The sequence below is a fragment of the Drancourtella sp. An12 genome, assembly GCF_002160935.1.
In the GTDB taxonomy this organism is placed as follows: domain Bacteria; phylum Bacillota; class Clostridia; order Lachnospirales; family Lachnospiraceae; genus Sellimonas; species Sellimonas catena.
The window spans coordinates 145938-166262 of sequence record NZ_NFLO01000005.1 but is presented as its reverse complement, the minus strand read 5'-3'; the positions used below and the strand labels follow the sequence as shown (position 1 = coordinate 166262).

At 46.0% G+C, this 20325-nt stretch carries 25 protein-coding genes; 3 read left to right on the top strand and 22 right to left on the bottom strand.

Features of this window, described 5'->3' with window-relative positions; genetic code table 11:
• Positions 1-7: 7 nt before the first annotated feature.
• Entirely contained in the window at positions 8-742 is a 735-nt protein-coding gene (locus B5E64_RS07495; RefSeq protein WP_087167896.1) for a class I SAM-dependent methyltransferase, read from the bottom strand.
• Complete coding sequence (locus B5E64_RS07490; RefSeq protein ID WP_087167895.1) at positions 723-1220, bottom strand: MerR family transcriptional regulator; 498 nt, start codon at positions 1218-1220, stop codon at positions 723-725. Before B5E64_RS07490 ends, B5E64_RS07495 begins: the two co-directional genes overlap by 20 nt.
• A 140-nt stretch (positions 1221-1360) precedes the next feature.
• On the opposite strand from B5E64_RS07490, the gene B5E64_RS07485 reads away from it, so the two are divergent.
• Entirely contained in the window at positions 1361-2533 is a 1173-nt protein-coding gene (locus B5E64_RS07485) for an iron-containing alcohol dehydrogenase (RefSeq protein ID WP_087167894.1), read from the top strand.
• 112 nt (positions 2534-2645) lie between these two features.
• Here B5E64_RS07485 and B5E64_RS07480 read toward each other — a convergent pair whose 3' ends face one another.
• Entirely contained in the window at positions 2646-3149 is a 504-nt protein-coding gene (locus B5E64_RS07480) for a DedA family protein (RefSeq protein WP_087167893.1), read from the bottom strand.
• 200 nt (positions 3150-3349) lie between these two features.
• Here B5E64_RS07480 and B5E64_RS07475 point away from each other — a divergent pair, with 200 nt between their 5' ends.
• The gene (locus B5E64_RS07475) at positions 3350-4693 is read left to right on the top strand and encodes an amino acid permease (RefSeq protein ID WP_087167892.1); all 1344 of its coding nucleotides are present in this window, start codon (positions 3350-3352) and stop codon (positions 4691-4693) included.
• Positions 4694-4754: 61 nt separating this feature from the next.
• Here the strand turns inward: B5E64_RS07475 and B5E64_RS07470 are convergent, their stop codons facing one another.
• The 3 genes from B5E64_RS07470 to B5E64_RS07460 form a co-directional block, all read right to left on the bottom strand.
• A complete protein-coding gene (locus tag B5E64_RS07470) occupies positions 4755-5150 on the bottom strand; it encodes a LysM peptidoglycan-binding domain-containing protein (protein ID WP_087167891.1) in 396 nt (131 codons plus the stop codon).
• 347 nt (positions 5151-5497) lie between these two features.
• Entirely contained in the window at positions 5498-5875 is a 378-nt protein-coding gene (locus tag B5E64_RS07465) for a BlaI/MecI/CopY family transcriptional regulator (RefSeq protein ID WP_242958938.1), read from the bottom strand.
• Positions 5876-5984: 109 nt separating this feature from the next.
• Entirely contained in the window at positions 5985-7037 is a 1053-nt protein-coding gene (locus tag B5E64_RS07460; protein WP_087167890.1) for a type II CAAX endopeptidase family protein, read from the bottom strand.
• Between the two features lie 217 nt (positions 7038-7254).
• On the opposite strand from B5E64_RS07460, the gene lexA reads away from it, so the two are divergent.
• A complete protein-coding gene (lexA, locus tag B5E64_RS07455) occupies positions 7255-7872 on the top strand; it encodes a transcriptional repressor LexA (protein WP_087167889.1) in 618 nt (205 codons plus the stop codon).
• Positions 7873-7941: 69 nt separating this feature from the next.
• Here lexA and rsfS read toward each other — a convergent pair whose 3' ends face one another.
• The 16 genes from rsfS to B5E64_RS07375 all read right to left on the bottom strand — a co-directional run bounded on the left by rsfS (position 7942) and on the right by B5E64_RS07375 (position 19836).
• Entirely contained in the window at positions 7942-8310 is a 369-nt protein-coding gene (gene rsfS, locus B5E64_RS07450) for a ribosome silencing factor (protein WP_087167888.1), read from the bottom strand.
• A gap of 21 nt (positions 8311-8331) precedes the next feature.
• Positions 8332-8910, bottom strand: a complete 579-nt coding sequence (yqeK, locus tag B5E64_RS07445; RefSeq protein WP_087167887.1) for a bis(5'-nucleosyl)-tetraphosphatase (symmetrical) YqeK — start codon at positions 8908-8910, stop codon at positions 8332-8334.
• 3 nt (positions 8911-8913) lie between these two features.
• Positions 8914-9525, bottom strand: a complete 612-nt coding sequence (gene nadD, locus B5E64_RS07440; RefSeq protein WP_087167886.1) for a nicotinate-nucleotide adenylyltransferase — start codon at positions 9523-9525, stop codon at positions 8914-8916.
• A gap of 4 nt (positions 9526-9529) precedes the next feature.
• Positions 9530-9823: a ribosome assembly RNA-binding protein YhbY gene (gene yhbY, locus B5E64_RS07435; RefSeq protein WP_087167885.1), complete on the bottom strand. Its 294-nt coding sequence runs from the start codon at positions 9821-9823 to the stop codon at positions 9530-9532.
• 32 nt (positions 9824-9855) lie between these two features.
• Complete coding sequence (obgE, locus tag B5E64_RS07430) at positions 9856-11142, bottom strand: GTPase ObgE (protein WP_087167884.1); 1287 nt, start codon at positions 11140-11142, stop codon at positions 9856-9858.
• A gap of 135 nt (positions 11143-11277) precedes the next feature.
• Positions 11278-11562: a 50S ribosomal protein L27 gene (gene rpmA, locus B5E64_RS07425; RefSeq protein ID WP_024732559.1), complete on the bottom strand. Its 285-nt coding sequence runs from the start codon at positions 11560-11562 to the stop codon at positions 11278-11280.
• Positions 11563-11565: 3 nt separating this feature from the next.
• Entirely contained in the window at positions 11566-11898 is a 333-nt protein-coding gene (locus B5E64_RS07420; RefSeq protein ID WP_087167883.1) for a ribosomal-processing cysteine protease Prp, read from the bottom strand.
• Positions 11899-11903: 5 nt separating this feature from the next.
• Complete coding sequence (rplU, locus tag B5E64_RS07415) at positions 11904-12212, bottom strand: 50S ribosomal protein L21 (protein ID WP_087167882.1); 309 nt, start codon at positions 12210-12212, stop codon at positions 11904-11906.
• 108 nt (positions 12213-12320) lie between these two features.
• Positions 12321-13151: an amidohydrolase family protein gene (locus B5E64_RS07410; protein ID WP_242960116.1), complete on the bottom strand. Its 831-nt coding sequence runs from the start codon at positions 13149-13151 to the stop codon at positions 12321-12323.
• Complete coding sequence (locus B5E64_RS07405) at positions 13111-13536, bottom strand: CBS domain-containing protein (RefSeq protein WP_087167880.1); 426 nt, start codon at positions 13534-13536, stop codon at positions 13111-13113. The genes B5E64_RS07410 and B5E64_RS07405 overlap by 41 nt, the downstream gene beginning before the upstream one ends.
• Positions 13537-13575: 39 nt before the next feature.
• A complete protein-coding gene (locus tag B5E64_RS07400; protein ID WP_087167879.1) occupies positions 13576-14895 on the bottom strand; it encodes an aspartate kinase in 1320 nt (439 codons plus the stop codon).
• Positions 14896-14913: 18 nt separating this feature from the next.
• Positions 14914-15522, bottom strand: coding sequence for an HAD family phosphatase (locus B5E64_RS07395; RefSeq protein WP_087167878.1), 609 nt, complete (start codon positions 15520-15522; stop codon positions 14914-14916).
• A 74-nt stretch (positions 15523-15596) separates the two neighbouring features.
• Positions 15597-16088 carry a Cys-tRNA(Pro) deacylase gene (ybaK, locus tag B5E64_RS07390; RefSeq protein ID WP_087167877.1) on the bottom strand — a complete coding sequence of 164 codons (492 nt, stop codon included), beginning with the start codon at positions 16086-16088 and terminating at the stop codon, positions 15597-15599.
• Complete coding sequence (locus tag B5E64_RS07385) at positions 16081-17295, bottom strand: ribonuclease E/G (protein WP_087167876.1); 1215 nt, start codon at positions 17293-17295, stop codon at positions 16081-16083. The genes ybaK and B5E64_RS07385 overlap by 8 nt, the downstream gene beginning before the upstream one ends.
• A complete protein-coding gene (locus tag B5E64_RS07380; protein WP_343284052.1) occupies positions 17292-17996 on the bottom strand; it encodes a TIGR03936 family radical SAM-associated protein in 705 nt (234 codons plus the stop codon). Before B5E64_RS07380 ends, B5E64_RS07385 begins: the two co-directional genes overlap by 4 nt.
• Positions 17971-19836, bottom strand: coding sequence for a TIGR03960 family B12-binding radical SAM protein (locus B5E64_RS07375; RefSeq protein ID WP_087167874.1), 1866 nt, complete (start codon positions 19834-19836; stop codon positions 17971-17973). The genes B5E64_RS07380 and B5E64_RS07375 overlap by 26 nt, the downstream gene beginning before the upstream one ends.
• Between the last annotated feature and the right edge of the window lie 489 nt (positions 19837-20325).

Below are 20325 nucleotides of genomic sequence, written 5' to 3'. Positions count from 1 at the left end.
AATTCCATCAGTCTTTTTTCTGTGCTGCGATCAGAAGCATCATCGGCCTGCGCATCTCATCTTTCATTCCAGGAAGATCAATCATCTCCTGGGGCGGCATCGGCTCCACAAGATCCAGAAGCGTAAACCCGTTTGCAAAAAGTGTCTGGAGATACGTTGTCAGTGTCCGGTGATATTTGGTCACATGTTCTCCAAGAAAGACGGCGTCCCGCTGCCCTTCATAGTAGTAATTATCTACCGGGAAGTGCAGGATGTTTCCCTCTTCATCGTAGTACCAGTCCTGGCTTCCATAAGCCGTAAATACCGGATGTTCTACGGAAAAGGTAAAATATCCTCCCGGTGTCAGCCAGCGGTGAATTTTTTTTACGACCGCCTCAAAATTTTCGACATAGTGAAATGCGAGAGAACTTAATACGACGTCAAATGATCCGTCTTCCAGGTCCAGATCTTCCATAGCACTCTGACGGTAGGTAATCTCCGGACGGTTGTTTTTCTCTTTGGCGGTCTCGATCATTTTTGCGGAAATATCTGTTCCAAGCACACGGGATGCCCCGTTGGCGGCGGCATATCCACAGTGCCATCCATAGCCGCATCCCAGATCCAGGACACTGCGGTCTTTAAAATCCGGGAGAAGCTTTTTCAGTTCGCTCCACTCTCCTGCACCGTCTAATCCTTCTCTGGATCGGAGCATCTCGCTGTATTTCTTGAAAAAAAGTTCATTGTCATAAGGATTCTCTTTCATTGCCTTTTCCCGACCTTTCCATCGTAACGATATTCTTTTTCTTATTGTGAAGGGCAATCTCACGGAATTCCTCCGGGATGTCCTCCGGCTTCATTGTCTTGTGCACGTCGCAGGTGCCAGCCTGCTTTGCTGTCTCGTAATACCAGCGCTTGTAATTCAGAATCTTCAGATTTTCCTGAATCGCCTCTATCTGAAGTCTCACGACTTCCTGCTGCTCTTTGATGAGCTCCAGTCTCTGGTCGATGGTGGAGTCGCCCTCCATGCTCCAGTCTACAAACTCTTTGATCTCCTTGATCGGCATCCCGGTCTTTTTCAGGCACTCGATGATCTCAAGCCAGTCAAAATCCTCATCCTGAAACATCCGGATTCCGCCGCTTGTCCGCTCTACAAACGGCAGCAGACCCTCTTTGTCGTAATAGCGCAGAGCAGACGTGGAGAGATTCATTCTCTTTGCCGCTTCTCCGATCGTATAATACATCTTTTCACCACCTTTTTTCAGTTTTTTATATTTTTCTATTGACTTAAAGTTGACTTTAAGTTGTATATTCTAAACGAAGGTTAAGTTCAAAGGAATTATACCTGTAAATACAATAGAAGTCAATCAGGAGGTAAAGCAAAATGAGTTTTCAAATGTATGTACCGACAAGAATCCTGTTCGGAGCAGGACAGTTAAATCATCTTCATGAACAGGCAATGCCTGGAACAAAAGCGCTGATTACCATTTCAAACGGAAAATCCACGATCGAAAATGGCGCACTCTCCCGTACACAGGAAGAGCTTGAGAAAGCCGGCATTCCATTTGTTGTATTTAATAAAATCATGGCAAATCCGCTGAAATCCACAGTGATGGAAGGGGCAGCATGCGCCAGAGAAAACGGCTGTGACTTTATCGTTGCACTCGGAGGAGGCAGCGTTATGGACGCGTCCAAAGCAATCGCGGCAATGGCAACAAATGACGGGGATCTCTGGGACTATGTAGCAGGAGGAACCGGAAAAGCCCTTCCGTTGAAAGAAGAACCGCTTCCAATTATCGCAGTGACAACGACGGCCGGAACAGGAAGTGAGGTCGATCAGTATGGCGTTATTTCCAACGATGAAATAAAAGAGAAAATCGGCTTTGGAGGATACGATTCCCTCTTCCCGCGCATCGCTGTTGTAGATCCGGAGCTTATGACATCCGTTCCGCCGAAATTTACGGCATATCAGGGATTTGATGCCCTCTTCCACAGCGTGGAGTGCTACATTGCAGCACCGGCTAATCTGATCAGTGATATGTACGCACTGACTGCCATCGAAAATATCGGAGCTTATCTTGCCCGTGCTGTGAAAGACGGCTCTGACATTGAGGCGAGAGAACATGTGGCATTTGCCAATACACTGTCCGGTGTAGTCATGACTTTGAGCGCCTGCACAAGCGAACATTCGATGGAACACGCCATGAGCGCCTACCATCACGATCTGCCGCACGGTGCCGGACTGATCATGATCTCCAAGGCATACTTCACTCACTTTATCGAAAAACATGCCTGTGATGACCGTTTCGTAAGAATGGCACAGGCGCTCGGCATGAAAGATGCCAAAGAGCCGATGGACTTCATCACAGCACTTGGAAAGCTCCAGGAAGACTGCCAGGTAGCGGATCTGAAAATGTCCGACTACGGTATGGAACCGTCTGAATTCCTGACACTGGCACAAAACGCACGTGCAACCATGGGCGGACTGTTCATGTGTGACCGCGTGCCGCTCAGCGATGAAGAATGCGCTGCTATTTATGAGAAATCCTATCGGTAAATCTGAAATCTGATCAATGAGAAACTAAGACAGCGTAAGAAGATCCTGGCATTATCGTCAGGATCTTCTTACGCTTCTATGATTTAGACTGTTCTGCCTGCACAAAGTCCTGTCACGCCAGAATCGCTGTTTCACCGAGAAAGTATCCGGCACCGACAAATACCAGATTCCAGACCAGAACCCCGAAAAAAGAACTGACGGTGTAGGTCCAGAAATTCATCCGGATCATGCCAGCAGGAATGGAAATCAAAGTGCGGGCAACAGGGAGCAGCTTACTGATAAAAACACCTATGCAGCCCTTTTTCCGAAGCATCTCCATTTTTTCCCGGATGAGCGGCTCCTGCGTTGGAAATTTGCGGAAGTACCAGCCCAGCACGGTCTTTCCGCCGAGGCGCCCGATTAAATACAAAAGCCAGCTTCCTATCAGTCCGGCCAGAACGGTCAGAATCAGTACAACACCAAAATGAATTTCTCCTTTGGATGCCCAGATACCGGAAAGAGGCATGATGACACCCGCAGGGAACCCCGGCAGATTGAGGTATTCCAGAAGAACAATCAGAAAAATAAAAAATGCTCCATATTGTAAAAAATAATCTGCCAAAATCTGAATGCTCATAGTCCATTTCCTCCTTTGCTAAGTATAGGATACCCTCTAAATCTAAAGGAGACTTGCAATAGTTTCTTAAGATTTCATAAAGAATGACAGTCGCGGAGCGGTCGGATTTATGTTATACTATCAGACATAAAACTAAAAAGAGACAACTTCTGTATGCATGATGAATATAGATAGACTATGAGGAAAGGGGATGGTTTCAGATGCAGCAGGGAAGTGATTCAGGAAGACTGAAAAAGAACCTGGGACTTGCAACTGCCACTTCAACCGTTGTGGGTTGTGTGATTGGTTCCGGTGTCTTTTTTAAACCACAGGCGATTTTTACCGCAACAGGAGGTGCTCCCGGTCTTGGCATTCTGGCCTGGTTGATTACCGGTCTGATCAGTATCGCAGGCGCACTTACTTTTTCGGAAATCGCAATCCTGATTCCGGAAACCGGAGGGATCCCGACTTATATCAGCAGGATCTACGGACCAAAGCTTGGGTTTCTTGCCGGATGGTCCCAGATGGTTCTTTTTTATCCGGCCATGATCTCGGCACTGGCTGTAGCCTTTGCACAGCAGGCTGCGCTGTTTGTCGGAGACGCGGTGATTGTACCGCTTGCGATCCTTGTGATCTTTTTTATTGTGTTTTTGAATACACTTGGCTCCAAAATCGGAGGCGGCATCCAGATCCTCTTTACGGTGTGTAAGATGATTCCGCTGATCCTTCTGACTGTTTTTGGATTCTGGAAAGGCACCGGCAATTATCCGGTTTTTGAGCCGATGATCGGGGAAGGACTGAATCCGGCTGTTGTAATGGGACAGCTCATTGTCGCAGTATTGTTTGCATTTGAAGGATGGACATCCGTAGGGGCAATTGCCGGAGAAATGAAGAAACCTGCCAGAGATCTTCCGATTGCTATCATCGGCGGAGTTTCCATTATTACAGGAGTGTATTGCATCGTCAATGTTGCTTACCTTCAGGTACTCCCGGCATCGGAGCTTGCAACCCTTTCAGCGCCTGCATCTGCGGTGGCCATTGCGCTGTTCGGCGAGATGGGTGGAAGAATCGTATCAGTCGGAATCATGATTTCGGTATTCGGGGCATGCAACGGATTTATCTTTTCCGGATCACGTGTCGCTTATTTCCTGGCTGACAAGGGAAGCCTTCCGGGAAGCAGACGCCTTGCAAGGCTGAATAAAAATCAGGTGCCGCCGAACAGTCTGATTCTGGTCGGAACGATCGCTTCCGTGCTTGCGCTGACAGGACAGTTTAATCTTCTGACAGATCTGGCTGTCTTTTCCAGCTGGACCTTCTATACCCTGACTTTTATCGGTGTGATGAAATACCGGAAAGACCGACCGGATCTGCATCGTACCTATCGGGTACCGGGTTATCCGGTCATTCCGCTGATCGCTATTGCAGGTGGTATCTATATCATTATTAACCAGCTGTTCCTCTCCGGTATGCGTGCTTGGCTCATGTCGGTATTCAGCATTTTGCTGACACTGGTAGGTTTACCGGTATACTATGCGGTACAGCACGGGAAAAATAAAAAAGCATAAAGTAACAAACAGGCCTCCTGTACCGGGTATGTGGTACAGAAGGCCATAAATAGGAAACGTCCTACTTATATTCGGTGTCATAATAGGTAATGATCAGGGACTGCCCCGGAATTAAACCACTGGACTTCATGTGATTGAGCTTTCGGATCTCACTGACGTACTCACGGTCAGAAGAGACCGAAGGCTCATTGTATTCTTCGGCCAGACTGTGAAGCGTATCTCCCGCCTTTACCTCAATATTCTTATAATATTTGAAATAGGACGGATCTTCCTCACGGCTTCCCCTGGCACTTGATAAAAAGCTTCCAAGAGTAAATGATGTAACTGCCACAAGTAAAAGAAGTAAGATAAAAAGAAATCTTCTCTTACGTGCGGCACGCTTCCTTTTCGCGTGCTGCTTTCTCGCGGCTGCGCTTCTGGCTGTTCTTGTATGAATCGTAGCTGTAGTTCCCTGCATAGTCTCAATCCTCCTCTATCGATCCCTGTCAGGTCTTCTCTTTTGAAAAAGTGTATCCGGTTTCTAAAAAACTATTCACCGTTCAAGGGCGAACATTTGTTCTTTCTGTAATTAAGTATAACGTCCAAACATATGTTTGTCAATCGTTTTTTGAATGTATGCAAGCATTTGTTCTGTTACTGAAAAAGAATATAAAAAAATCTGCAAAACCAGTCTTTTTAGAAATGTTTGGTGATTGGTTTTACAGAGAATTAAATAGTATGGTTTAACGCTAACTATGAGCAACTTAGCAAATTATCAAGAAAAAACGCGGGATCACAACGATCCCGCGTTAAGAAATAGTCATATTATTCATTTGTCAACTGCTCTTTTCTTTCATGTACAATCTGCTCTAACTTTGTAATGAGATCCAATTCTTCGATCTGATCGATGTAGTGTGCAAACAAGGATGGGTTATGCAGAATTTTATTTAAATCTGTTTCGATGGAATTTGTATAATCTTCCTTAGAAATAAGAGTTCGATATCTCCTTGATAATACTGTCCCGCTGTAAACAATATCCGCTACTTCAATATAATTCTTTTTAACAAGGCTTCTGAGGGCAGCCTGCACAGTATTGACATTCAGATCTTCTCTTGCTTTTACAATTTCGGATGCAATCATAGGTTCACCGGATTCCCACAATACATCCATCACTTCAAGTTGTCTTTTCTTCAATTCGCCCAACCTTATCACTCCTTACATAAATTAATCTATATTAACATCGTAGCATATTTGTGAGAGATTTCAAACAAATTTTTTAGAAATAATGTAAAATTTTTGTGAGAATTTTGATTTATTCGCATAGTTTTGGCGATCTGACGAATTTTTCTTTCATTCTGTGACACAAAGCGAAAAACGGTATTGTTAATATTAGTATAATGATGGAACTAGCAAAAACATCCGGCCAGGAAAGAATTCGTGCTTCTGTCTGAGACGCAGCTGTTGGATTTGTAAACAAGGCGCCCATTCCGTTGTTTAAATAATGCATGATGGCAGGAAGCCAGATGCTGTTTAGTTTCATATAAAAATATCCCATCACAAAACTAAGACAGATGCAGAATACAATCCGGTAAACCATTTCCTGCATTGGTGCTTCCGGAGAATAATAATAGAGCGTAAGCGGAAGATGCCACACCGCCCAGATCACACCAACAAGGACCAGCCCCTTACAGATTCCGTATCTTTTTTGCAAAAGCGGCTGCAGGAAATACCGCCATCCGTACTCTTCTCCCCAGAAACACATGAAATTTAAAAAGAACCCTGGTATTAGTAAGAATAATTTTACTAAAAATACAACTGCAGTTGATGGTGCACTGTGGATCATCTGAGACAAATCAGAGAAAGCAAGTTCCCCGATGAAAAACAGATAAACGGTACTGACTACTATATCCATGATCTGGAAAGCCAAAAACAGAAGCACATATTTTATAAAAGTTCGCACATTTTTATTGTCAAGACCAAATCCAGAGGCATTTCTTGTTGGACTGTCCATCAAAAAAATCCATACAAACATCAGTAACGCACCGATTGTTACAGCAATAGATATCATCGTGGTTGAAAGTGAACTGCCGGAAAAGGTGTAAAGTATAAGGGCGAGGATACAGACAACTCCAGCGATCAGATAAGTCCAGTAAATGCGTTTCATTTTCTGAAAAAGGTCTTTGCGTGTGAAAAATCCTGCAATGATCACTCCCATCGCAGGATACAGCATCTGTACACCGGCATAAATACTAACGGATTGATTGTTTCGGAAAGCTGCTCTCACCAGAAAGCCCATCAACAAAGTGATGCCAAATACTGTTCCCAAATAAATGATCAGTCCTTTTTTCTCATTCTTTTTTAACATAACGTTCCCTCCATTCTACCTTGTATAATAAGGTTCTTGTCTACATTATATAGCAAGGTAGATAGAAGTCAAGATATTTATTCACTTATTTTTTTTACAAAAAGGAATCAGATCGAACATATTTTCTAAACATTTGTTTGCCTTTTATACCTTGCTGTGATAAAATAGAAAAAAAGTATGTAGTCTGACAGAGACATTAAAAGCAGGAGGACATTCCATGGGTAACGGAAATATTACAGAAAAGCAATCCGAGATTCTTGAATATATAAAAGCGCAGATTTTAGAAAGAGGATTTCCGCCGGCAGTGCGTGAAATCTGCGAAGCAGTACATTTGAAATCTACTTCTTCTGTCCACTCTCATCTTGAGACGCTGGAGAAGAACGGGTACATCCGGCGAGACCCGACGAAGCCGCGTGCGATCGAGATTCTGGACGAGTCGTTTAATCTGACACGCCGCGAGATGGCACAGGTGCCGATTATCGGACGTGTAGCTGCAGGAGAGCCGCTTCTGGCAGAGCAGAATATTGAAGACTATTTCCCGATTCCGGTAGAGCGCCTTCCAAACAATCAGACATTTCTCCTTCGTGTGCGCGGTGACAGTATGGTGAATGTCGGAATTCTTGACGGGGATTATATTTTGGTCGAGCAGAGACCGACTGCGGAAAATGGCGAGATTGTCGTTGCCCTTGTAGAGGACGGGGCTACAGTGAAACGGTTTTTCAAAGAGGACGGACACTACCGGCTTCAGCCGGAGAATGACGCCATGGATCCGATCATTGTTGATGAAGTTACGATTCTCGGAAAGATGATCGGCCTGCTGAGATTTATGAGATAAGGATATTGATATTACAAAAGGCTGCGAGCACCTGAGGTTCGCAGCCTTTTCTTCATCTCCTGTCAGGATTTACTTTTCCAGATCTTCCATGGAGATCGTCTTTCCATCTTTCCAGATACGTTCCAGATCGTAGAAAAGACGGTTTTCTTTATCAAATACATGGACGATAATATCTCCGAAATCGAGCAGCACCCAGTTCCCAAGGCCATAGCCTTCCCGCTGTTTTACGGTATATCCTTCTTTTGCAAGCTCTTCCTCAACGTTATCTACAAGAGCCTGTACCTGACTGTTGCTGTTTCCGTTTGCAATGATGAAATAATCGGCCAGTACACTGATTTCCGAGATATCAATGACCCGGATATCTTCGCCTTTTTTGCTGTCCAGCGCACGGCAGGCAGCGGCTGCCATCTTTTTTGATGTTTCTAATGCGTTGCTCATCCATCTTCCTCCTGTTTTTGATTATTTGTTCAGATAGTTCTTATAGTATAAATATGTCTTCTCTGTCATAGGGTCAATGGCCAGATTGCGGGTGTGAAGGTAGGCAAGGGAATCCTTCAGAATCAGATAAAGGCAGGCGTCAATATCCTGAAAAGCCAGTTTTCTGACTTCCGGAAGATTCGGTGCCTCTTTTCTTCCCGGCTCGATATAGTCCGCGATATAAAGAATCTTATCCAGCATGGTCATCTTCGGCTTTCCGGTCGTATGGCAGATGATCGCATCCAGAATCCGCTGATCCCGGACATGATATTTCGTTGCTGCCAGGTAGGCGCCAAGCTTTGCGTGAAGCAGACTCGGATTCTGACGCTCGCTTTCTGAAATCGATAAATGGTATTTCTCACAGAGCCGGATTTTCTTTTTGGACGGGATACATTTGGCACAGTCGTGAAGGAGACCTGCGATCATGGCCTCATTAATATCTTCATTGTAACGCATGGCCAGGGATGCACACAGATACATCACGCCAAGCGTGTGCTCATATCTGTCCTGATCCAGGTATTTTTTCACTTTTTTACGCATCTTATGGATTGCATTGCTCATCTTCTATTCCTCCCTGTATAGACGATGGTCAGAAATATAGGAAGCCACATCAGACGGAACTAGCCGGCTGATATCCTTTCCTTCTTCTACCATCTCACGGATTTCACTGGATGACACTTCAAATACCGGAGAATGGGAAAACAGAATCGTCGTTCCGTATCTGTTTTCCAGATGCCGGATCTGAGCCTCCATGGCTGCATCTGTCTCACTTAAATCGCGCTTTGCGGCAATAATGGAACAGGAATGTAAAAACCGGTCCGGATGCCGCCATGTTTCCATCTGAAAAAGGGAATCTGCCCCTACAATATAGAAGAACTCCCTCTCCGGGAAAGCGTCTTTGAAATATTCCATTGTTTCATAGGAATAGGAAACCGTATCCTTTTCCACTTCATAAGGCTGAAGGGAAAAATGCGGCTTCCCGCTGATTGCAAGCTTTACCATTTCCAGACGGTCTCCCATCCCTGCACCGGTCTTTTCCGGCTGCTTATGCGGGGGATTACCATTTGGCATAAACCAGATTTCGTCAAGACCGAACTCATCCATCACATGTCCTGCAAGAATCAGATGTCCGTTATGAATAGGATTAAAGGTTCCTCCCATGATTCCTGTCTTCATCTGGCTACCTCGGAAGTTCGATTTTCTTTTTCTCTTTTTTGCCCTCTTTGTAAAGGACGATCTTTTTGCCGATGACCTGCACTACCTGAGAGTGAGTGCGCTCAGCAAGCATCTCCGCGATTTCACGCGGATCATCTGCACAGTTTTTCAGAACATTGATCTTGATCAGTTCTCTTGCTTCCAGTGCTTCCTGTACAGCACCGGTCAGTTCCGGCGTCATGCTGAATTTTCCGATCTGAAGAATCGGATCCATAGTCATGGCAAGACTTTTCAAATATGCTCTCTGCTTTGACGTCATGTGTATATTCCTTTCTGTTTTTCACTCTATTCCTATTTAAAATACTCAAAACTCAGTCCGTACATCCGGATTGTGTCGCCTTCCTGAACACCAAGCTCTTCCAGTTTTTCCAGAATACAGGCTTCCTTGAGGAAGTTCTGGAAGAAGCGGAATCCTTTCTCGGAATCGAGGTTGGTATATCCAAGCATCTTTTCGATCTTCGGTCCTTCTACTACAAAGACGCCGTCTTCTTCCTTCTCCACTGTGTACGGAAGATCCGCAACCAAAAGCTCGTCCTCCGGGAAGAACTCCTGCGCAAAGGTGATCGGTTTGGAATCCAGTTTTTTCAGTTCGTTATTCACATACCATAACAGATCCTGGATTCCCTCTCCTGTCACGCCGGAGATGGCAAACACCTTATATCCTTTTGGCTCGAACTCTGCCCGGATCCGCTCTACCGGATCTTCGTTGCCTTCGAAGATCAGATCGGTCTTATTTGCCGCAATGACCTGAGGACGTTCGGAAAGTTCTTTATTATATTTTTCAAGTTCCCCGTTGATTTTGTAAATATCCTCGATCGGATCTCTTCCTTCACTTCCGGCAGCATCCACCACATGAATCATCATCTTTGTACGTTCGATGTGACGGAGAAACTCGTGTCCAAGTCCTGCTCCAAGTGAGGCACCTTCAATCAGTCCCGGAATATCCGCCAGAACAAATCCCTCTCCGTCTGCCAGATCTACAACACCCAGGTTTGGAGCCAGTGTTGTGAAGTGATAGTTGGCGATCTTCGGATTCGCATTCGTTACTCTGGACAGGAACGTGGATTTTCCGACATTCGGGAAACCGAGAAGTCCTACATCGGCAATGACCTTGAGCTCCAGATTCACCCAGAGTTCCTGGGCCGGCTGTCCCGGCTGTGCATACTTCGGAACCTGCATGGTGGAAGTTGCAAAGTGCTGGTTTCCAAGACCGCCTTTACCGCCTTTTAAGATGATCTGCCGGCGGTTGTCACCGGACATATCAGCTACGACCTTTCCGGTCTCCGCTTCTCTTACGATCGTACCTTCCGGAACACGAAGGACAATGTCCTTTCCGTTTGCCCCGTGGCAGCGCTTTTTCTTGCCGTTCTCACCCGGTTCCGCACAGTATTTACGGCGGTGTCTGAAATCTACGAGCGTATTCAGACCGTCATCGATTTCAAAAACCACGTCGCCGCCCTTGCCGCCGTCGCCGCCGTCCGGGCCGCCGTTTGGAACATAAAGCTCACGGCGGAAGCTAACGTGTCCGTCGCCGCCTTTTCCTGATTTTATAAAAATTTTTGCTCTGTCTGCAAACATATTTCTTTCCTCTCAAAAAAGTGTTACAGCTTGTTTCTACTACATTATATAAAGAAAAGGTGTAAAAAACAAGGCTTCAAACCGACCAGATTTGAAGCCTTTGTATGTTCTTCGATTCATAGCATCAGCAGATGACTACTCAGCTACCGGGTATACAGAAACCTGTTTCTTGTCTCTGCCCTTTCTTTCGAATCTTACGATACCGTCAGATGTAGCAAATAATGTGTCATCTCCGCCGCGTCCAACATTTACACCCGGATGAATCTTTGTTCCGCGCTGTCTGTAAAGGATGTTGCCGGCTTTGACGAACTGTCCGTCTGCTCTCTTGGCACCAAGTCTCTTGGACTCGGAATCACGTCCGTTCTTTGTAGAACCAACTCCCTTTTTATGAGCGAAAAACTGAAGGTTTAATTTCATCATGGTTTACACCTCCCTGAATCTCAAATCAATATATTTTCTGTACTCTTCATCTTCTGCCATATTCTGAAGTCCCAGAACCATGGCGGAAAACAGTAATGCCGCTTCCTTCGATGGAGAATGTAAAAACCGGTAATCGATCTTTCCGCTCTCATCATCGGCTGTGACAGAAGCCTCGTCCTGAGTGAAGGCCTCAATGGAATTGACCGTGTTGATCACAAGCATTGACGCAGCTGCACAGACGATGTCTTCACCTGCCGGAGCGTATCCGGCATGTCCCTCTGTCAGGAAACCGACATACTCATTTTTTGCATTTTGATAAACCGTAATCTTAATCATTTTGATTAAGCGTTGATTTTTTCAATCTTCACAGCTGTGTACTGCTGTCTGTGACCGTTTTTCTTGTGGTAGCCTGTCTTCGGTTTGTATTTGTAAACGACAACTTTTTTCGCTTTGCCGTCTCCAAGTACAGACGCTTCTACAGTTGCACCTTCCACTGTCGGATTACCGATCTTCAGTCCGTCATTGCTCACTGCAAGAACCTGATCAAATGTGTAAGTCGTACCAGCTTCTGCTCCGAGCTTTTCTACCTTAATGATATCGCCTTCAGCTACTTTGTACTGTTTACCACCTGTTGCTATAATTGCGTACATATGGCACCTCCTATTATCATTACTCGCCAGCTTCGGTGTCCTGAAAAGAAACTTTGAAACCTCGCTGTGCGGCATACTCATATATATTAGCATGACCTTTTAGGAAAATCAAGCACTTTTCAGTAATTTTTCTGCATTTTTCCAAAGAATATTTTCTTTCACCACGGATGGCAGATCCAGTCCCTGAAAATACCGAAGAAATTCACTCTGTCCTGCCCATGGCGAATCTGTCGCAAAGAGAATCCGGTCCGCTCCGTGTTCGGACACAATACGTAGAAACTGTTCGTCCGGAATCTTTGTGAAGCAGGCTGCCGTATCCAGCCAGACATCTTTCCCGATCAGGCATTCCTCCACCTCATCCCAGCGCATAAATCCGCCCATATGGGCAAGGATAAGCTTCTGTGGATGAACCTGCTGAATTACATCCCGGATCATGGCAGGAGTAGCATGTACAAAATCCGGATATCCAGGATCCAGCCCTGCATGGACACTGATGATCAATCCCAGTTCCGATGCATAATCCAGGATCTTCAGATAGCCGGGATCATCAAACTGTGTCTCCTGATAATCCGGATGAAGCTTGATCCCCTGAAATTCATTTCGTTTTAGCTCCTGCATCCGTTCTTTCAGATGGTCGCATGCCGGATGAATCCCGCCAAAAGAAAGAAGCTTTCCTTCGGTCTTCTCCGTGACCTCCATTGCGAACCGGTTGATCGAATCAAACTGAGAAGGCTTTGTCACAACCGGAAGTACAATACTTCTCCCGATTCCTGACTTCTCCATGGATTCCAGGAGGGATTCGTATGTTCCGGACAGGTGAGCTTTTTCTCCACACTGCTGTTCCAGAAAGGAGATGGTACGCTCCACAATCTTTTCCGGAAAAATGTGGGTGTGAAAATCAATCGTCATTCTTATCGCCGCTTCCCTTAACTTTGTCATTCAGATATCCGATGATATCACGTCTTGTCACAATACCGATAAAGAAATGCTGATCGTCCTCTACCGGTACAAAATTCTGCTCCATGGCCCGCTTTACCAGATCTTCCATATCCGCCTCAATACTGACCGGAAGGTAATCATGCCTTCTTTCAAATTTCATGACGGAAAGGTTTTCAGCCTGCCGGATATTGAGAGTATTGGAATCTTTCAGTCCCCACAAAAGATCCCCTTCTGTAATGGTTCCGACATATTTTCCCTCTTTATTCAAAATCGGCACGCAGGAATATTTATAATGCTCCATAATCTCCATTGCCTGACGTACTGTGTGATAATCGTAGATAAAAGCCAGTTCTGCCTTTGGATGCAGAAAAAATAAAATATTCATTTTAAAACCTCTTCTATAAATCTTTCCTGTAAGTTGTTTTTAAAGCTGTGTATTCACAAAAATATCGTATATCGCCGTGATTGCCTGTTCAAAATCATGGCAGCGCACGCCGATAATGATATTGAGCTCGCTGGATCCCTGGTCAATCATCTTGACATTGACATTGGCGTGGGACAATGCCGCGAAGATACGTCCGGACGTTCCCCTCGTCTGACGCATTCCTCTTCCCACGACAGCAATCAGTGCCAGATCAGATTCCAGTTCAATAAAGTCCGGTGACACGGCACGGTGGATGCCCGCAAGGACTTTCTGCTCTTTGCTTTCAAATTCATCCTGATGAACGAACACCGTCATCGTATCGATTCCGGAAGGCATGTGTTCGATACAGACATTGTTTTCCTCGAATACCTGAAGCACCTTCCGGCAGAAGCCGACTTCCGTGTTCATCATGGCCTTGTCAATCGTGACGGATGCAAATCCTTTCTTGCCGGCAATTCCGGTGATCGTAAACCGCGGGTGACGGCATGTGTCCTCTACAATCAAGGTTCCCGGGTCCTCCGGCCGGTTCGTATTCCGGATGTTGATAGGAATTCCTTCCTTTCGTACCGGGAAAATCGCATCCTCATGCAGTACAGTCGCTCCCATATAGGACAGCTCACGCAGTTCCCGGTAGGTGATCGTTTCAATCACTGCCGGATCCTTGACAATCCGCGGATCTGCCACCAGAAATCCGGAAACATCCGTCCAGTTCTCGTAAAGATCAGCGTGAACGGCCTTTGCCACAAGGGATCCGGTGATATCTGATCCTCCTCTGGAAAAGGTGGTTACGTTTCCATCCGGATCGCTTCCGTAAAATCCAGGAATGACCGCACATCCGGTATTTTCCAGGCGCTGCTGCAGCATGGAATTGGTCTTTTCCGTATTAAGACGTCCGTCTTTGTCGAAGAAGATCACATCAGCGGCATCGACAAACTCAAACTCCAAATAGGCAGCCATAATCAGTCCGTTCAGGTATTCGCCTCTGGAGGCCGCGTACTGCCGTCCTGCTTTCTGCTCAAACTGCTCCCGGATCTGTTCAAACTCTTTCTCAAGAGAAAGAGTAAGGGAAAGCCCGTCGATGATTTCCTGATAGCGGGATGTAATGAACTTCCACTCCTCAGAATAATCCAGCCCTTTCTCGGCCTTGTCATAGCATAAGTAAAGCATGTCCGTAATCTTGGTATCTCTGGAGTTCCGTTTTCCGGGTGCCGACGGTATTACATATTTTCTCGACTTTTCACTTCGGATGATCTCTCCCGCTTTCTGGAACTGGGCCGCGCTTGCAAGAGAGCTTCCTCCGAATTTTACTACTTTTGGCATATTCAAACGCTCCTTCACTTATCGATTGTGCAGAATATCAAAGGCAACAGACGGAGTAAAGACGACGCCATGAATTCCTTCCCTGCAGGCTGCCGTTGCGTTTTCCTCGATATCGTCAAAGAACAGAGCCTTTGCCGGATCGATCTGATACCGCTTAAGCAGTGTCTGGTAAATCTGTGATTCCGGCTTCAGACACTTTTCCTGCCAGGAAAAGACGCCGCCGTCAAATGTTTCGATAAAAGAAAGTCTGTCCTTTGTCATTTCGTACAGGCCTTCTGAATAGTTGGAAAGATAATATACCCGGTATCCCCGCTCACGGAACCAGCTGATCAGATCCAGGGTGTAGTCCGCAGGCTGAATACATTCGCAGAGCCTGTCATAGACAAGCCGGATCTCCTCTTCGATTTCCGGATCATTGGCGATGAATGCGTCACACCAGTCATCCGGTCCATACGTCCCTTTATCGCCTTCATACCAGGTACTGCTGCGAAAAACAGCATTTGCAACCCGTTCTCTGATGTCCGGATCAAAATCAAACTGATCGAGGCAGAATGCTTCGCTGTACCGGATCAGAACATTTCCAAGGTCGAAGATGACCGTGTTACAGGTATCTACAGGTATTTTCATCTCATTTTCCTCCTGTCTGCTTCTCCACTATGTACTACTTTACATTGATAAAGTGAAGAATGCAACAAATTTCTTTACTTTTCCTCTTTTCTTATGACATCGCCATAGACAGCACGGGAAGCTGTTTTCAGATCCTCCGGCGACAGTCTCAGCTGCATTCCCAGTTTTCCTCCGCTTACATAAAGTTTTTCCAGCTGCTTTGCATCTTCCTGAATCACGGTTGGAAACTGCTTTTTCATGCCGATGGCGGTACATCCTCCACGGACATATCCTGTGATCGAAGTCAGATTTTTCAGCGGGATCATTTCCAGTGATTTTTCTCCTACCACTTTTGCCGCCTTTTTGAAATCAATCTCCTCCTCGATGGGAATGACAAATACATAGTGGGACCCGCTTTTTGCCTGAGTTACCAGCGTCTTATACACTTCTTCATGCGGCAGCGACAGCTGATCGGCGGTCGCGATGCCGTCCTCGAAGTTTTCACATTCATACGTCTGATATTCATACGGAATTTTCATCCGGTCCAGAATCCGCATGGCATTGGTTTTCAGTTCTTTTTTACTCATCTGTGTGCGCCTTCTTTCTGACTGCCTCATAAAGGGGCGGATGTACTTTTTTTCTTGTAATTTCCATCAGTTCCAGCCGGGTGATGTCAATCACCTCTGTCTTAACCGGGTCTGCTGCTGTCAGCTCCCGCATGGTCCGGATCAGAATTTCCCGGTCTTCCGTCTCTGACAGATTGATAAAATCAATCAGAATGATGCCGGACAGATTCCGAAGCCGGATCTGCCTTGCCGCCTCTTTGGCCGCCTCCAGATTCTGCTTCAGATAACGCTCGTTTTTCCCGGAAACAGCCCGTCCTGTATTGACATCGATTACCGTCAGTGCTTCTGTAGGCTGAATGATCAGGCTTCCGCCCGATTTCAGCCAGACTCTCTGAGAAAGCGCCCTTTCCATTTCCCGCTCCAGACTGTAGAGCTTGACAAGAGGAAACTGCGGATCCGTATACAGCCTGAGACTGTCCAGCACTTTTGGTTCGGTCTGTTCCAGATAGGATCTGAGACGCTCATAAACGTCCGGGAGGTCGGTCACAACCTCTTCCAGCGTATCCCAGCGGACATGGGCAAATCCCGCCTTTTCTCCTGCCGCTCCCGCTTTCAGGCGGGTGAAACAGGTGCGTGTCCCGGCTCTTTCAATCAGGTCTGCAAGCTCTTTTTCCTGTTTCCGCAGCTCCTGATGCAGTTCCTCCAGAGTCAGCTGTGCCGCTTCCGTACGGAGAATCACGCCAAAAGGAGAGCTGTCCGTTTCCTGAAGCCATGCTTTCAAAACTTCCCGTTCCTTTTTCGGAATTCGGGAGGAAACGCCGGGCATCTGCTTTTTGCGCGATACGACAGCGTACCGGCCGGTCAGCGAAATATCCGTAGTAAGAGACGGCTTTTTTGCCTTGGATGCTTCCTTTTTCACCTGTACGACCAGTTCATCCCCGACACAGACCGGCTTTTTCCCTGATTTGGAAGTAAAACAGCCATCTGCTGCCTCCTCCTCACTGCAGTAACACTCCATCCCTGGAAAAATTTCAATAAAAACCGCATGGATATTCGGGATTTTCTTTTTCACCTTACCGATATAAATATCTCCCGCATGAACTGTTTTTTCCGGATGCTCATTTTGAGCCGTCTCATCCGGACAAAAGATTTCCACCATCTTTCCGTCCTCTTCCAGAAAAAAACAGAGACGATCCATTACATTTGTGACAAGAACTTTCTGTTTCATGATACGATCTCCGTTCCAAGCGCATCCAGCGGTACCAGTGCTTCATCCTTTCTGGCATAGTTCTCTAGCCGGTGATAACGGTAATCTGCTTCTGCATCCAGATTTGATCCGGTCTGCTTTAAGAGCGCGGACATCACAAGTTCCGGTTTCAGATTGGTGGAACTTCCCGCGCATACTTTCATAAAAATCGACGCGCCCTGCTTTTCCATTTCCAGAATCCATGGACGGATATTGACTTCTTTTTCGCTCTTCTTTGTCTGTTTTACGACCAGAATCTCTTCCCGGGAAAGGAAATCCCGAATTGCCGCTTCCGTGACTTCTTTGGTCTCATCTTTTGGAAGTGCAAGATAATCGGCAGCCTCAATGATTGCCATTCCGGTTGCTTTCTTTTCCTCCGGAATCTGAACGAAGCTTACCACTTCCATCCCTTCCGCCATCACTTCATTGAGCCTTCTCACCGCCTCTTTGGACGCAACCGGCCCGGTCAGTTCAATATCAAAATATTCTCCGTCACTGGTCAGTCCGACGCCAAGGGGATTTGCAAAGGACATGATCATATGCGGACTGAATCCCTGGGTAAATGCGATCGGGATCTCTGCCCGGCGCATAGCCTTCTGGAAATACCGCATCACATCCAGATGACCGATAAATTTCATCACTCCGTATTTTCGGAACTTAATTCTTGCCTTCAAAGCAGACACCTCCCTGATAACACATTGCGCCGCAGGCCGAACAGCGTTCCCGGCAGTTTGGCGTAACTTCCCCTTTCATGGCACGCTCCCATTCCCGCTTCAGGAATGATTTGCTGACGCCCACATCAATGAAATCCCACGGGAACAGCTCGTCCAGATCCCGTTTGCGCATCGTATAGAATTCCAGATCCACTCCGGTGTTTTCAAACGCCTGCATCCATTTTTCATTGTCAAACTCATCGCTCCAGGAATCATAGAGACATCCCAGACGGTACGCTTCCAGAAGTACTTTTCCGGTCCGGCGGTCACCGCGGGCAAACACGCCCTCCAGCACCGTCACATCCGCCTCGTGCCAGTTGTATTTGAGGCTCTTCCGGTTTAACTGCTCTTTCATCTCCTGATTCACGACATGAGCCCGGTGGATATAATCTTCCTGCGTAAACATTTCCGCCCACTGGAACGGCGTAAACGGCTTCGGGATAAAGAAGGACGTACTGAATGTAATCTGGCATTTTCCGTTTCTCTGATCCTTCGGAATCTCGTAGTACTTTCTAGCCACCCGATCCGCCAGTCTTGGGATCTCTTTCATATCCTCTTCTGTCTCACCCGGAAGTCCGAGCATAAAGTAGAGTTTGACTTTATTCCAGCCGCCTTCAAAGGCTTTGGAAGCACCGTCCAGAATCATTTCTTCGGTCAGACCTTTATTGATGACATTCCGCATTCGCTGGGATCCGGCTTCCGGCGCGAAGGTCAGACTGCTCTTCTTGATATCCTGTACCTTACCCATCACATCCAGAGAGAAGGAATCGATCCGAAGGGACGGAAGGGAAATATTGATCCCTTTCCCCTTAAATTCCTCAATCAGGAAGGTCACAAGTTCTTTTAACTGAGAATAGTCGCTGGAACTTAACGAGCTTAAAGAAATCTCTTCGTGCCCGGTATTTTTCAGCATCTCATACGCATACTGCTTTAATGTTTCCAGATCTTTTTCTCTGGTTGGACGGTAAATCATTCCCGCCTGGCAGAACCGGCATCCACGGATACATCCTCTCTGAATCTCCAGTACGACACGGTCCTGGGTCACTTTGATGAAAGGAACGACCGGTTTTGTCGGATACGGCACCGCGCTCAAATCCATGACAACCTGTTTTTTGATCGTTCTTTTGGCATGAGGATTGTTCGGTTCAAAGGACTTTAATGTTCCATCCTCATGGTATTCGGCATCATAAAACTGTGGAACATAGATTCCTTCGATCTCCGCTGCCATCTCCAAAAATTCTTTTCTTGTTCCGTTCTTTTTCTTGTTTTCCTTATAGGCATCCAGAAGCTCATCATAAACGGTCTCGCCCTCTCCAATGTAAAAAAGGTCAAAAAAGTCAGCCAGCGGCTCTGGATTGACGGCACATGGGCCTCCTCCGATGACAATCGGATCTTCTTCTGTACGATCCTTGCTGAACAGCGGAATATCCGAAAGATCGAGTACCTGCAAAATGTTGGTATAGCACATCTCATACTGGATCGTAATGCCGAGGAAATCAAATTCCCGGACCGGATCCTGGGACTCCAGGGCAAACAGCGGAATGTGCTCCTCTCTCATAATCCGGTCCAGGTCGGTCCATGGGGAGTAAACACGCTCACACCACGTATCATCTCTCCTGTTGAACATGTCATATAAGATCTTCATTCCGAGATGAGACTCCCCGATTTCGTAGACGTCCGGGAAGCACATGGCGAAACGAATCGCCACCTTTTCCTTATCTTTCATGACGGAGTTGATCTCGTTCCCGATATAACGGGCCGGTTTCTCGATTTTTAGTAATATTTCATCACTTAATGCTAGTTTTCTCAATTTTTCAACACCTTTTATTGTAAATTTTATACAATTTCCATTTCTCTAATTTAACTACAAGTTACGGTTATCAAGTACGATTATACTTGATCTATTTTAATATACTTTGCTCCATTTTGCACCTTAAATTTTAATCAAAAAATGGCAAATGGCGACAAATTTTCATTTTCCAAATCAATAATATCCGGTCTTCCTGATATTTTGCATCCGCCGTTTTTTTCGCTGTATCCGTCAGCTCTTTTTTGAAAATCCTCCTTCCCGCATATAAGAGATCGTGAAGTTACGGATGTTCACGTCCCTTTTCATAAAGCACCAAATGTCATTTACAAAAAAACTTCATTATTCATAGTATCCTCCATGGTATCTGCGATGGAGAAATTACGAATCCGTATAAATTGTACTAAAAGGAGAATGCCATGTCAATCTAACGGATCAACATCCAGATACCATTCCATATTGCTGATCCGCCGCTGGTAAAGTTTTTCTGTG